The 12,868-nt window shown below is 75.6% G+C and carries 12 protein-coding genes; 4 read left to right on the top strand and 8 right to left on the bottom strand.

Annotated features, from left to right (window positions below; translation table 11 throughout):
• Positions 1-40: 40 nt before the first annotated feature.
• Both ACFWEK_RS10795 and ACFWEK_RS10790 read right to left on the bottom strand, forming a co-directional pair.
• Positions 41-901: a glutamate ABC transporter substrate-binding protein gene (locus ACFWEK_RS10795; RefSeq protein ID WP_430554043.1), complete on the bottom strand. Its 861-nt coding sequence runs from the start codon at positions 899-901 to the stop codon at positions 41-43.
• 129 nt (positions 902-1,030) lie between these two features.
• Positions 1,031-1,825: an amino acid ABC transporter ATP-binding protein gene (locus ACFWEK_RS10790; RefSeq protein WP_430547336.1), complete on the bottom strand. Its 795-nt coding sequence runs from the start codon at positions 1,823-1,825 to the stop codon at positions 1,031-1,033.
• Between the two features lie 233 nt (positions 1,826-2,058).
• Between ACFWEK_RS10790 and miaB the strand changes: the two genes are divergently transcribed.
• On the top strand, positions 2,059-3,711 hold the full coding sequence (gene miaB, locus ACFWEK_RS10785) for a tRNA (N6-isopentenyl adenosine(37)-C2)-methylthiotransferase MiaB (RefSeq protein WP_430554042.1): 1,653 nt from the start codon (positions 2,059-2,061) through the stop codon (positions 3,709-3,711).
• 28 nt (positions 3,712-3,739) lie between these two features.
• Here the strand turns inward: miaB and ACFWEK_RS10780 are convergent, their stop codons facing one another.
• Positions 3,740-4,324, bottom strand: coding sequence for a YbjN domain-containing protein (locus tag ACFWEK_RS10780; RefSeq protein WP_430554041.1), 585 nt, complete (start codon positions 4,322-4,324; stop codon positions 3,740-3,742).
• Positions 4,321-4,827 (bottom strand): YbjN domain-containing protein, encoded by a 507-nt coding sequence (locus ACFWEK_RS10775; protein WP_430554040.1) that lies wholly within the window; start codon positions 4,825-4,827, stop codon positions 4,321-4,323. Before ACFWEK_RS10775 ends, ACFWEK_RS10780 begins: the two co-directional genes overlap by 4 nt.
• Before the next feature lie 210 nt (positions 4,828-5,037).
• Here ACFWEK_RS10775 and ACFWEK_RS10770 point away from each other — a divergent pair, with 210 nt between their 5' ends.
• The gene (locus ACFWEK_RS10770) at positions 5,038-5,742 is read left to right on the top strand and encodes a hypothetical protein (RefSeq protein WP_430554039.1); all 705 of its coding nucleotides are present in this window, start codon (positions 5,038-5,040) and stop codon (positions 5,740-5,742) included.
• Between the two features lie 33 nt (positions 5,743-5,775).
• Here the strand turns inward: ACFWEK_RS10770 and ACFWEK_RS10765 are convergent, their stop codons facing one another.
• The 3 genes from ACFWEK_RS10765 to ACFWEK_RS10755 are packed head-to-tail and all read right to left on the bottom strand — an operon-like array spanning position 5,776 to position 10,270.
• Entirely contained in the window at positions 5,776-7,791 is a 2,016-nt protein-coding gene (locus ACFWEK_RS10765; protein WP_430554038.1) for a hypothetical protein, read from the bottom strand.
• Positions 7,788-9,758: an HSP90 family protein gene (locus tag ACFWEK_RS10760; RefSeq protein WP_430554037.1), complete on the bottom strand. Its 1,971-nt coding sequence runs from the start codon at positions 9,756-9,758 to the stop codon at positions 7,788-7,790. The genes ACFWEK_RS10765 and ACFWEK_RS10760 overlap by 4 nt, the downstream gene beginning before the upstream one ends.
• On the bottom strand, positions 9,755-10,270 hold the full coding sequence (locus ACFWEK_RS10755) for a YbjN domain-containing protein (RefSeq protein WP_430554036.1): 516 nt from the start codon (positions 10,268-10,270) through the stop codon (positions 9,755-9,757). Before ACFWEK_RS10755 ends, ACFWEK_RS10760 begins: the two co-directional genes overlap by 4 nt.
• A gap of 187 nt (positions 10,271-10,457) precedes the next feature.
• Here ACFWEK_RS10755 and miaA point away from each other — a divergent pair, with 187 nt between their 5' ends.
• A complete protein-coding gene (gene miaA, locus ACFWEK_RS10750; protein WP_430554044.1) occupies positions 10,458-11,471 on the top strand; it encodes a tRNA (adenosine(37)-N6)-dimethylallyltransferase MiaA in 1,014 nt (337 codons plus the stop codon).
• The gene (dapF, locus tag ACFWEK_RS10745; RefSeq protein WP_430547345.1) at positions 11,468-12,403 is read left to right on the top strand and encodes a diaminopimelate epimerase; all 936 of its coding nucleotides are present in this window, start codon (positions 11,468-11,470) and stop codon (positions 12,401-12,403) included. The genes miaA and dapF overlap by 4 nt, the downstream gene beginning before the upstream one ends.
• 20 nt (positions 12,404-12,423) lie before the next feature.
• Here dapF and ACFWEK_RS10740 read toward each other — a convergent pair.
• Positions 12,424-12,868 (bottom strand): class I SAM-dependent methyltransferase (locus ACFWEK_RS10740; RefSeq protein ID WP_430554035.1); only part of this gene is annotated, 445 nt, incomplete at its 5' end.

Below are 12,868 nucleotides of genomic sequence, written 5' to 3'. Positions count from 1 at the left end.
CGGCTCCCCCCGGTGCCGATCGGACGGTCGGACGGCCTCGTCAGGCGCAGGCGTCCGGCGTCGGCGGGTTGAGGTCGGCGTTGGGCGTGTAGCCGGTGCCCTCGGTGTTCGCCTGGACGGCCTTCTCCCACGACCCGTCCTCGATCATCGACGTGATGGCCGCGTTGATGTCCTCGCAGGTGTCGTTGTCCTGCGGCAGGCCGACGCCGTAGTTCTCCTCGGAGAACGGGTTGCCCACGACCTTGACCTTGCCCTTGTTGGCGTCCTGCGCGGCGAGGCCGGCGAGGATGATGTCGTCGGTCGTGACCGCGTCGACCTGGCCGGCGGTGAGCGCGGTGACGCACTCGGCGTAGCCGGGCCGCTCCACGAGCTGCACACCCTCGGCGTACTCGTCCTTGATGCGCTGCGCCGACGTCGAGCCGGTCACCGAGCAGAGGTTCTTGCCCTCGAGCGTCTCGGGGCCGGTGATGTCGGTGTTGTCCTCGGCGACGAGGAGGTCCTGGCCGGCGATGAAGTACGGGCCGGCGAACGCGACCTGCTCCTTGCGCTCGTCGGTGATGGAGTAGGTCGCGAAGATCATGTCGACCTGGCCGGTCTGCAGCATGGTCTCGCGGTTGGCCGACGGCGCCTCGACCCACTCGATCTGGTCCTCCGAGTAGCCGAGCTTGTCCGCGACGTAGCGGGCGACGTCGGTGTCGAAGCCGGTGTACTCGCTGCCGTCCTGGTAGCCCAGGCCGGGCTGGTCGAACTTGATGCCGATCTTGATGGAGTCGCCGCCACCGGAGCCACCGGTCTCGTCGCCGCCACCACCACCGCCACCGACCTCGCCGCCGCCGCAGGCGGCGAGCGTGAGAGCGGTCAGTGCGGCGAGCGCCGCGGCCCCTGCGTGTCGTGTGCGCATCGTTCTTACCCTTCGTTGTGGTCGCCCGGGCGGGCCGGGGACGCCGATGTCAGGTCCCGGTCCGCGCGGCCGGCGGGGGTTCCCGCCCTTGCGTGGCTGTGGTCGTGGGGAGGTCGGGTCGTGGGCGGGTCAGTGGGAGAGGATCTTGGACAGGAAGTCCTTGGCACGGTCGCTCTTCGGCGCGGTGAAGAACTCCTCGGGGGTGGCCTCCTCGACGATCTGGCCGTCCGCCATGAAGACGACGCGGTTCGCGGCCTTGCGGGCGAAGCCCATCTCGTGGGTGACGACGATCATCGTCATGCCCTCCTTCGCGAGCGCGACCATGACGTCCAGGACCTCGTTGATCATCTCCGGGTCGAGCGCCGAGGTGGGCTCGTCGAAGAGCATCACCTTGGGCTTCATCGCCAGCGCCCGGGCGATCGCGACGCGCTGCTGCTGACCACCGGAGAGCTGGGCGGGCATCTTCTGGGCCTGGTTCTTCACCCCGACCCGGTCGAGCAGCTGCAGGGCGCGCTCCTTCGCGGCCGACGAGCGCTCCTTGCGGACCTTGACCGGCCCGAGCGTGACGTTCTCCAGGATCGTCTTGTGCGCGAAGAGGTTGAACGCCTGGAACACCATGCCGACGTCGGCCCGCAGCTTGGCCAGGGCCTTGCCCTCCTCGGGCAGGGGCTGGCCGTCGATCCGGATCTCGCCGGAGTCGATCGTCTCGAGGCGGTTGATCGCCCGGCACAGGGTGGACTTCCCGGAGCCGGACGGGCCGATGACGACGAGCACCTCGCCCCTGCGCACGGTGAGGTCGATGTCCTGGAGCACGTGCAGCTCGCCGAAGTGCTTGTTGACGTTCTTCAGCTCGACGAGCGGGGCACCGAGGGAGGACGACGCCTCGGCGGGGTCGGTCGTCGTGGTCGCATCGCCGTGATCCATCTGTCGAACCTATCCACTCGGTGTTTCCGCGACCAGCACCGGGTTGTCCGGTTCCGCAACGGTTCAGTAACAGTGCACGCGCAGGGCGCGCGGTCCGAGTCCCGGCGGCGGTGGCCGCGTGTCTCGAGCGTCGTGGGTCGCGGTCGTCGTGCGACGGCGTCGTGCGGCGCTCTCGAGCGATGGGTGGGTCACCTCGTCGGGGCCCGGCCGTCGGGCACCGTACCCTAGATGCGATGTCCAGTACCACGCAGAGCCCCGCCGTGTCGGCACGTCCCACCGACGAGCCGTCCGGCCAGCGCACCTATCTCGTGCGCACCCTGGGCTGCCAGATGAACGTGCACGACTCGGAGCACATGGCCGGCATGCTCGAGCAGGCCGGCTACGCGCGCGCCACCGCCGAGGACGAGGCGGCCAGCCGCGCCGACGTCGTCGTGATCAACACCTGCGCCGTGCGCGAGAACGCCGCGACCCGGCTCTACGGGAACCTCGGGCAGCTCGCCGGGATCAAGTCGGACCGGCCGGGGATGCAGATCGCGGTCGGCGGCTGCCTCGCGCAGAAGGACCGCGGCGAGATCGTGTCCAAGGCGCCGTGGGTGGACGTCGTCTTCGGCACGCACAACCTGGACGCGCTCCCGGTCCTCCTCGAGCGGGCCCGCCACAACGCCGAGGCCCAGGTGGAGATCGCCGAGTCGCTGCAGGTCTTCCCCTCCACGCTGCCTACGCGGCGCGAGTCCGTGTACGCGGGCTGGGTGTCGATCTCGGTCGGCTGCAACAACACCTGCACGTTCTGCATCGTGCCGCACCTGCGTGGCAAGGAGCGCGACCGCCGTCCGGGGGAGGTCCTGGCGGAGGTCGAGGCGCTCGTGGCCGCCGGGGCCGTCGAGGTCACGCTGCTGGGCCAGAACGTCAACAGCTACGGCGTCGAGTTCGGCGACCGCGGCGCGTTCGCGAAGCTGCTGCGCGCCTGCGGCGCGATCGAGGGGCTGGAGCGCGTGCGCTTCACCTCCCCGCACCCGGCGGCGTTCACCGACGACGTCATCGAGGCCATGGCCGAGACGCCGAACGTCATGCCGAGCCTGCACATGCCGCTGCAGTCCGGCTCGGACCGCGTGCTGCGCGCCATGCGCCGGTCGTACCGGTCGGCCAGGTTCCTCGGCATCCTCGACCGCGTGCGGGACGCCATGCCGGACGCCGCGATCACGACCGACATCATCGTGGGCTTCCCGGGGGAGACGGAGGAGGACTTCCGCGAGACGCTGCGCGTCGTGGAGGCCTCGCGGTTCAGCTCGGCGTTCATGTTCCAGTACTCCCCGCGCCCCGGCACGCCGGCCGCGACCATGGAGGAGCAGCTGCCCAAGGAGGTCGTGCAGGAGCGGTTCGAGCGCCTGCTGGCGCTCCAGGAGCGCATCGCCGGCGAGGAGGCCGCCCGCCAGGTCGGGCGCACGATCGACGTCCTCGTCTCCGAGGGCGCCGGCAAGAAGGACGGCGCGACGCACCGGCTCTCCGGACGCGCCCCCGACAACCGGCTCGTGCACCTCGCGCTCCCCGCCGACCTGCTCGACGACGTCGCCGCCGGGGCCGAGCGCCTCGCCGGCGCCCCGGCCTCGCTCGAGGACCCGCGGCTCGCCGACGCCGCGTCCCTCGACCCGCGCCTGCCGCGCCCGGGGGACGTCGTGACCGTCGGGGTCACGCGGTCGGCGCCGCACTTCCTCGTCGCGGACGCGGTGCTCGACGGCGGCGCGTACGCCGTGCGCCGGACCCGGTCGGGCGACGCCTGGGCGCAGCGGGAGACGGCGCGGCTCGGCGGGGGAGAGGACGAGCACTCCCACGGCACGGCGCCGTCCGCGGGCCCGGTCGTGCTCGGGATGCCCTCGCTGCGGGCCTGACGGTCAGGGGCGCTCGAACCGGGCCGGCTCAGGACGGGCCGTCGATCTCCGGCCCGCCCGGCGTCATCGCGCCCACGGTGCTGAAGAACTGCGACGACGTGACGAGTCCGCACGACACGGTGGCGGCGAGCTGTTCGTCCGTCGCGCCGTGCTCGAAGTCCACCGACACCTCGGTGTAGAGCGCGAGCCGTTCACCCTCCGCTCGGGCGTACACCTTGGGCCACACCCGCTCGCGGTTCCAGTCGTTCACGGCCTGCAGCACCGCCAGGCGGGCGCCCTCGGGCACGGTGCCGGCCCAGCGGCCGCGCACCTGCAGGATCTCGTCGTGGTCGCCGAGCAGGAGGAACCAGAACCGGTTGCCGTCCCACGTGCCGGTCACGTCGCCGTCGTCGTCCGTGCGGAACCGGTAGCCCCGGCGGGTCAGGTCGTCCGCGACACGGGCGTGGGACAACGGCCTCGGCGTCGTGCCGCGCGGTCCCGCGGGCGCGCGCTCCGCGCGGGCGGCCACGCGTGCGCCGGCGTCCTGCACGGCGCGACCGACCGCGTCCGCCGCTCGCCGGACGCCGCCGAGCAGCCGGCGGGCGGTGCCGCCGGACCGGTGTGCGCCGGTCACGACGCGTCCCGCAGCGGGTCGCGGAACGTGGTGTCGAGGTGCTCGAAGAACATCGACCCCGTGCTGAGGCCGCACTGCAGCAGCTGGTCGAGCTGCGCCTCGCCGACCGCGCTGCCGACGTCCACCGTGACCTCCGCGCACACGACGACGGAGCCGTCGTCGCGCACGCGCACGTACGTCTTGGGCCAGATCCGCTCGGCGTTCCACTCGTTGCAGAGCTCGAGGATGTCGCCGAGGCGATCGATGCTGAGGTCGCGGTGCCACTGGCCGCGGACCTGGAGCACCTCCGACCGCTCGCCCAGCACGAGGAAGTAGAACAACCAGCCGTGCCAGAGCCCGCCGACGTCTCCGTCGGAGTCGACGAAGTAGGAGAAACCGGACCGTTCCAGCCAGTCCGTCACGCGGTCGCGCGACAACGGGGCCAGCGCGTCGTCCGCGCCGACGTGGTCGGCGAGCAGACCCTCGATCCGGTCGTGGAGCTCGTCGTCCCGAAGGTCGCCCACGAGCTCGTCCTCCCGGCCGACGGAGGTCGGCCGGATCTTGCTTGCCCGGCGTGAACCGAAGAACCTCACCCGTCCACGCTACACGTCGGGACCCACGGCGGGGTGAGTGCGCCGAGGGCCGGACGGCGTGGGGAGCGGGCCGTGCCGGCCGCCGCGGCGGTGGCGGGGGCGTGACGAGGGCGGTCGCGAGGGCGAGGGTAGGTTGGGCGCGTGCCAGCCCGCGCCGTCGTCCTCCCAGGAACGTCCCTGCTCGTGCCCGGTGCCGGCGGCGGCGCCGACCTCCTCGCTGACGTCCGCGTCGCGATGGCCGCGGCCCTCGACCGGTTGGTGGCCGCGTCCGTCACCCCGGCGACGACGCGCCGGGACGGTGACGCACCTCTCGTGGTGCTGGGGGCCGTGCCTCGGGGGGCGGGCGGCGGTTTCGGTCGGCGGCGGCCGTCCCTCGCGGGGGCGGGTGTCGCCGACCGCTGGGTGCCCGACGTCGCCGGGTGGGCCCGGGCGGACCCGGCGCCGGCCCGTCCGGCGCACGTGCCGGCATCGGTGGCGCTGCTCGCGCTGCGCGCCGCGCTGCGGCGAGCGGGACACGACGGACCGCCCGAGGTCGTCGTGCTCGAGGTGTCCGACGCCGCCGGGGCGCCGGCCGAGGCGGTCGCCGCGCTGCACCGCGCCCCCGCGGTCGTCGTCGCGGGGGGCGCCGTGCCCGGGGCCCCGGGCGCCGCGGCGGTGCCGGACCCGCAGCCGGGCTCGACGCCCGACCGGGGACCCGGCTGCCCGGTGCTCCTCGCGCCGGCGGTCTCGGCCCTGCTGGACGGCGCCGTGGCGCCGGGCCGGTGGTCGTGGGGCGTGACGACCGTCCCCGGCGGCCACGAGCACCTGCCGCCGTCCTACGGAATCGCCGAGGGACGCGCGGGCTGACCAGCCGACCGGCCCTGCGCCGGGTGCCGGGCGTCAGGGCACGAGCGACGCGGCGACGGCGTCGGCCTCCTCGGCGCGACCCAGACCCCGGAGCGTCCCGACGAGCTCGTCCGCGACGGTGGCCAGGTCCGCCCGCGCGCCCACCGCCGCGAGACCTTCCAGCGCGGCCCGCAGCGGGTCGACCGCCGCGGTGGCGTCGCCCGTGGCCCGGAGCGCGCTGCCGGCCAGCCAGAACGCGTGGGCGGCGTCGAAGGGGAGGCCGGCACGGCCGAACTCCTCGGCCACCGTCTCCGCCTGGCGCGCCGCCTCGGCGTGCTGCCCCGCGGTCGCGAGGAGGCGGGCGCGCACGTCGCGCAGCTGCCGCTCCTCGGCGGCGGCGAACGCGGCGCGGCGGGTCGCGAGGTCCTCCGACAGCGCGGGCGTCGGCGCGGGCGCCTCGTCCGCGGGGCGCGCGACGTCCTCGAGCACCCGCTCGACGGCGGCGAGGGCGGCGTCGACGTCGCCGACGCGAGCCTGGGCCCCGGCGGCGGCCCGGACCACGGGGCCCACGTAGGCGGGGTCGGTCCCCGCGGCCCGGAGCAGGCCGACGGCCCGCCCGAACGCGGGCACCGCGCCCTCGTCGTCGCCCAGGGCGGCGGCGACCTGCGCGGCCTCGGCCAGGGCGAAGCCGGCGTCCTCGAGCCGCCCGGCCTCCTCGGCCACGCGGGCGGCGGTGAGGTAGGCCGCGGAGGCCTCGACGGGGTCGGGCTCGAGCTCCGCCCGTGCGAGAGCGGCGGCGACCGGGTCGGCGTCGTCGCGCGGGTCCGTCACGCCGGCGAGGTCGACGCCGGCGGGGGAGCCCGCGTCCGCGCCCGCGAGAGACGTGGGCAGCCCGTCGGTGAGCACGTCGGTCAGCGCGTCGGGCACCGGGCCGGGGGCGGGGTCGGTCGCGGCGGCCGTGCGCTCGGCGGCGGCGAGCACGCCGAGCTCGACGGGAAGGCGGCGCGACTGCCGTTCCCACGCGGCGTCGAGCAGGCGGGCGTGCCGGTCGGTGCCGTGCCGGGCGTCGAAGGCGCGGGCGACCGGCGCGAGCTCGCCGCGTGCCCACGCGTCGAGCTCGGCCACCGTGCGCGCCGGCACGCCCGCGAGCTCGACGGGCGTCTCGGCGTGCGTCTCGCGCAGCACGCCCGTGGCGACCGCGACGTGGGTGAGCACGGCGAGCCGCTCGCCCGGCGAGTCGGACACCGTGAGGTGCTCGGGGGAGGCGTGCAGGAGCCGCAGGGCGCGCTCCGGGTGCCCGGTCCGCGCGAGGAACTCCACGTGGCGGGAGGTGGCGATCTCCTTCGACACCGCGGCGTCGAGGTGGCTCATCGCGCTGCGGTGCGCGGCCGCGGCACCCGCGGCGTCGCCCAGGTCCAGCAGGAGCAGCTGCAGCAGGGACTCCATCCCCGCGGGCTCGTCGCCGCAGGTGGCGCCCGCCGCGACGGCGGCGCTCACGACGTCGGCCGCCTCGCGGACGCGGCCGGTCTCGGCGAGGTACTCCGCCTGACCGGCGGGCAGGCAGGCGGCGCAGTCCGAGAAGGAGTCGCGGGGCGTGGTGATCCAGGTGCGGTACGCCTCCTCCGTGCCGGGGGCACCCTGGGCGCGCAGCCAGGCGAACCGCTCGCCGGCCACCGCGCTGGTCCCGTTCCCGGCCAGCGCGTAGCGGCGCTCCATGTCGTCGAGCGTCGCGTCGAGCTGTGCGGTCGGGACGGAGGGGAAGCGGGCGAGCAGGCCCACCATCCACTTGAACGACCAGAACAGCGAGTGGGTGTCGCTGCCGTCGAACAGCTCCGGGTGCTCGTCCCACCAGCGCAACAGCTGCGTGAACGGCAGGAACGCCTTCTCGGCCTCGGGCGTCGAGGTGTACGAGTCCACCAGCGCGAACAGGGCGTACGCGCGGGCCTCGTCCGGGCCCTCCGCGGTGATGCGGGCGGCCTCCTGCTCCGCGGCGGCGCTGCGCGCGACGCCGTACGGCATGCTCATGATCGTCGAGACGGCGCGGTTCGCCTCGTCCAGGGTGCGGGTCATCGGGCGTCGTCCTCGGTGTCGGTGGTGCGGGGCTCGGTGGTGCGGGGCTCGGTGGTGCGGGGCTCGGTGGTGCTGGCGTCGGGCAGGGCACGCTCGAGCAGCGTGCGCAGGGCGTGGTCGAGCAGGCTCGCCTCGGCGCCGGCCAGCGGCCGGCCCGACGCGAGCAGGGCGGTCACGTACAGCGACCGGGCGCCCGCCGCGCGGACGGGGGCGTCGTCGGCCGCGAGCAGCGCGCGGACCGTCGGGTTGGCGTCGTTCAGCACGAGACGGCGGGCACGGGCCGGGCCGGCGAGGCCGGCGAGGACGGAGCCCCAGACGTCCGTGGCGTCGCCGACGGGGGCTGCGGCCGCGCGGGCCTGACGGGCGTGCTCCCCGTCCCGGTCGGTGAGCACCATCGCGGGCACCTCGGACGGCGAGAAGACCCGCAGCTGGACGTCGCAGTCCTGGTCGGCGAGGTCGTCGCCGAGGGCGGCGAGCGCGGCGGCCACCTCGAGCTCGCGCAGCGGCTCCACCTCGCCCAGCACGGCCTCGAGGTCGCCCGGCGCCACCGGGGCGAGGCGCCACCCCGGTCGTCGCCGGGCGACGCGGGCGAGCAGGTCGGCGTCGTAGACGTACCCCGCGTTGAGCACCGGCAGGCCCTGCGCCGCGGCGACCGCGGCCACCCGGCGGTACTCCTCGACGCTGGTGGTCCACAGCACCCGCGCGGGCGCCTCCCCGTCGGAGGGCTCGGCCAGGTCGGCGAGCGTGCGCGTGCCGACGGTGGTCTCGAACGGCAGCACCCGGGCTGCGAGGTCGAGCATGGCGTCGTCCTGCACCGCCAGGGCGCGGACCGCGAGGTGGTGCGTGGACAGGAACGACCGTGCCAGCGGCGACGGCTCGGCCAGCGTCTCGAGGGCCCAGGCACGGACCTGCTCGCCGAGCGCCTCGCGGGTGGCGAACAGCACGTCGTCCTCGAACAACCCCTCGCGCGACGCCGTCGGCCGCAGGGCGGACGCGTCGACGACGCAGCGGACGAAGAACGCCCACTCGGGCAGGAGGCTCTCGACGCCCGTGCCGAGCAGCATGCGCTTGAGCGACACCCGGTGGTGCGCGGCGGTCGTCGGCGCCACGGCGGCGGGGAGCACGAACGCGACCCCGGTGAGCCCGGCGACGGGCAGGTCGAGGTCGATGTGGGCCAGCGGCGTGAAGCCGAGGGTGCGCTCGCAGTACGCCGCCAGCGCCCGCGCGCGCTCGGCGTCGTCCGCACGGGCCGCGCGCCAGGGCAGCTCGCCTCCGCTGAGGCGGCGCCTGACCGTGCCGCCGTCGTCCAGGCGCACCTCGACCGACACGTCCACGGGCAGCAGCCCGCCGAAGTCGGCGGCGAGGGCCGCGACGGTGTCGGGCTCGAGCCAGTGCTCCGCGTCGCGCAGCGGCCGCAGCCGGACGACGCTCCCGGGCTCGCCGGGAGCCGAGGGGTCGGCGGGGTCGAGCTCGGTGAGCTCGTACCGGCCGTCGGCGTAGCCGCGCCACCGCACGGGCGCGGCCTGCCGGTCGCGCGCCGAGCGCGACACGAGGTCGATCTCGTCGGCGACCATGAACGCCGACAGCAGGCCGATCCCGAACTGGCCGAGGAACTCCTCGCGCCCGCCCCCGAACCTCGTGCCGAGAGCCCCGGCGAGCGGGTCGGCCGGGTCGGCAGGCCGGGCGTCGCGCTTCGAGCTGCGCCCGATCGTGGCCAGCAGGTCGCGGGCCTCGTCGGCGGTGAGGCCGACGCCCGTGTCGTGCACCTCGAGACCGCCGTCGTCCAGCGGGCGCAGCAGCACGCGCGCGGGCGCGTCGGCGTCCAGGGCGCGGCGCGCGGTGATCGCGTCGACGCCGTTCTGCAGCAGCTCGCGCAGGTAGACGCGGGGGCTCGAGTACAGGTGCCGGCTCAGCAGCTCGACCAGCCCGCGCAGGTCGACCTGGAAGGCGTCGGTGCCGCTGGTCACCGCGCGTCGCCCGCCGCGGGGCGTGCGGCCTCCTGCTCCGCCCCCTGCGGGCCGTCGCCCGCCGGGTAGCGCTCGTCCAGCATCTCGAAGAAGGACAGGCCCGTGGCGAGGCCGCAGTCGACGATCCGCTCGAGCTGCTCGTCGTTCGCGCCGCTGCGCAGGTCGGTGGCCACCTCGGCGTACACGACGACGGCCGAGCCGTCGTCCTCCGGGCGCGCGAAGACCTTGGGCCAGATGCGCCCCACGTTCCACTCGTTGAGGAGCGCGGTGAGCGTCCCCAGCTCGGAGACCGGGAGCGTGCGGCTCCATCGACCGCGGATCTGCAGGATCCCTGCGGGCTCGCCCACGAGCAGGAAGTAGAACGTGTTCTCGTCCCAGACCCCGCCGAGGTCGCCGTCGTCGTCGATGCCGAAGTACCACTCGCGGCGCGTCATCAGCGCCTCCAGCCGGTCCCGGGTGAGCGGGGCGGGGGCGGCGGTGGCCGCGTCGGTGGGCTTGGTGAAGAAGGCCATGGGTCCTCGTCCTGTGCGGGAGCCGGGGCGCACGCGTCGTCGCGCCGGGCTCGGTGGGTGGCGAAGGACACCCTAACCAGCCGGTCCGACAGCCCTCGGACGGCGGGCTAGGGTCGTGGGCGTGAGCGCACCCGACCCCACCGCGAGACCGTCCGAGCGCGCGCGCGGGGGCGGGTCCGGCGCGGCCGTGGTCGTCGCCGTCGTCGGCCCGACGGCGACGGGGAAGTCCGACCTGGCGCTCGACCTGGCGCAGGCCCTGTCGCCGTCCGGAGCCGGTGCGCGCGGCGCCCTGCGGGGGACCGCCGACGCCGAGGTCGTCAACGCGGACGCGTTCCAGCTCTACCGGGGCATGGACGTCGGGACGGCGAAGGTGCCGGTCGCCGAGCGTCGCGGGATCGTGCACCACCAGCTCGACGTCCTGGACCCGCTCGAGGACGCGTCCGTCGCGCGGTACCAGAGCGCGGCGCGCGCCGACCTGGACGCGATCGCGGGCCGCGGGGCGCGCGCCGTCGTCGTCGGGGGCTCCGGCCTGTACGTGCGCGCGCTGCTCGACCACATGGACTTCCCCGGCACCGACGCGGCCGTCCGGGCCCGGCTCGAGGACCGCGCCGAGCGCGAGGGGCGCCGCGCCCTGCACGACGAGCTCGCCCGGCTCGACCCCGACGCCGCGGCGTCGATCGGACCGCACAACACGCGCCGGATCGTACGCGCGCTCGAGGTCATCGAGCTCACCGGCCGCCCGTACACCGCCAACCTGCCCCGCCAGGAGCACGTCCGCCCGGCCGTGCAGATCGGGCTCGACTGCGACCGCGAGGTGCTCGACGCCCGCGTGGCGGGCCGGGTCGAGCGGATGTGGGACGAGGGCCTCCTCGAGGAGGTGCGCTCGCTCGCCTCGGCCGAGCAGGGCGGGACGGGCACGGGCCTGGGCGCGACGGCGGCCCGCGCGGTCGGCTACGCCGAGCTGCTCGCGTGCTGGCGGGGTGAGCTCACGCTCGAGGCCGCTCGCGAGGCGATCGTCGCGAACACCCGTCGTCTGGCGCGCAAGCAGATGGGCTGGTTCGGCCGGGACCCGCGGGTGCGCTGGCTCGACGCGGGCTCGCCCGACCTGCTGGACGAGGCGCTCGCGGTGGTGCGCGACGCCGACGCCGGGCGGCTGCCCGAGCCCGGGACGGGGCCCGTGCGCCGTAGTCTGGGCTCATGACGCTGCGCTTCACCAAGGGTCACGGCACCCAGAACGACTTCGTGCTGCTGGCCGACACGCGGGGAGACCTCGACCTGACCCCGGACCAGGTGCGGCGCCTGGCCGACCGACGCGCCGGGATCGGCGGCGACGGCGTCATCCGGCTCGCGCCGACCGCGGCCGTCGCGCGCGCCGGCGAGGCGGTCGCCGACCGTGTGCTCGCCGAGGAGCCCGCGGCGATCTGGTTCATGGACTACCGCAACTCCGACGGCTCCGTCGCCCAGATGTGCGGCAACGGCGTGCGCGTCTTCACCGCGTTCGCCGAGCAGCTCGGGCTCGCGGACCTCGACGACGGGCAGGAGCTCGCGCTCGGCACCCGCGCCGGCGTGCGCCGGGTCCGCAAGGAGCCCGGCGGCTGGTACGCCGTGGACATGGGTCCCTGGGCGCTGCCCGGCGGGCAGGAGGCCGCGACGCGCGGCGCCGACGCCGCCGTCCTCGTGCGGGGCTGGGACGCCCCGCGCCCGGCGTTGAGCGTCGACATGGGCAACCCGCACACCGTGGTCGCCCTCGCGCGCGCGTCGGAGCTCGCCGAGGCCGACCTGACCCGCGCGCCCGAGGTCGACCCCCAGCCCCCCGAGGGCACGAACGTCGAGCTCGTCGTGCCCCTCGCCGAGACGGTGGACCCCGACGGGCGGGCGGTCGGGCACGTGCGGATGCGCGTGCACGAGCGCGGCGTGGGGGAGACGCAGTCCTGCGGCACGGGGGCGTGCGCCGCGGCGCTCGCGGTGCGCGCGTGGGCCGCGGCGGGCGCCGACGGCCCCGTGCCGGACGTCTGGGAGGTCGAGGTGCCCGGCGGGCTCGTCCGGGTGCGGCTGCTCGACAACGGGCACGTGGAGCTCGCCGGCCCCGCGGAGCTGGTGTTCAGCGGCGAGACGGAGCTCGGGGAGCTCTGAGCGACCGGCGGCGTCGCGGGTCAGTCGACGCGGAGCACGCGGAAGCCCTTGGACGACGACGCCCGCTCGACGCCGCGGCCCAGCTCGGCCTCGATCCAGCGCGCCAGCGAGTCGGAGCCCAGGTTCTTCTGCACGACGAGCCACGCCTCGGCGTCGGAGGCCAGCCGGGGGATCCAGGCGCGCAGGAGATCGTGCAGCACGGCCTTGCCGACGCGGATCGGCGGGTTCGACCAGATCGCGGTGAACCGCACGTCGTCCGGCACGTCCTCGGCGCGCACGGCGCGCACGTTCTTCAGCCCCAGGCGCGCCGCCGTCGAGCGGAGCAGGTCGAGCGCCCGTTCGTTGACGTCCACCGCCCAGACGGTCGCCCCGGGGGACGCGAGCGCCATCGTGAGGGCGAGGGGTCCCCAGCCGCAGCCGAGGTCGAGCAGGTCGCCCGAGGCGGGCGGGGCGGGCACCTCGCGC

It is taken from the genome of Isoptericola sp. NPDC060257, assembly GCF_042726645.1.
In the GTDB taxonomy this organism is placed as follows: domain Bacteria; phylum Actinomycetota; class Actinomycetes; order Actinomycetales; family Cellulomonadaceae; genus Isoptericola; species Isoptericola nanjingensis.
This window is presented reverse-complemented; position numbering and strand designations above follow the sequence as displayed.

What these genes read in the sequence shown, in the direction of transcription:
- ACFWEK_RS10795 (WP_430554043.1), bottom strand. Translation starts at nt 901, where the DNA reads ATGCGCACACGACACGCAGGGGCCGCGGCGCTCGCCGCACTGACCGCT.
- ACFWEK_RS10790 (WP_430547336.1), bottom strand. Translation starts at nt 1,825, where the DNA reads ATGGATCACGGCGATGCGACCACGACGACCGACCCCGCCGAGGCGTCG.
- miaB (WP_430554042.1), top strand. Translation starts at nt 2,059, where the DNA reads ATGTCCAGTACCACGCAGAGCCCCGCCGTGTCGGCACGTCCCACCGAC.
- ACFWEK_RS10765 (WP_430554038.1), bottom strand. Translation starts at nt 7,791, where the DNA reads ATGACCCGCACCCTGGACGAGGCGAACCGCGCCGTCTCGACGATCATG.
- ACFWEK_RS10755 (WP_430554036.1), bottom strand. Translation starts at nt 10,270, where the DNA reads ATGGCCTTCTTCACCAAGCCCACCGACGCGGCCACCGCCGCCCCCGCC.
- dapF (WP_430547345.1), top strand. Translation starts at nt 11,468, where the DNA reads ATGACGCTGCGCTTCACCAAGGGTCACGGCACCCAGAACGACTTCGTG.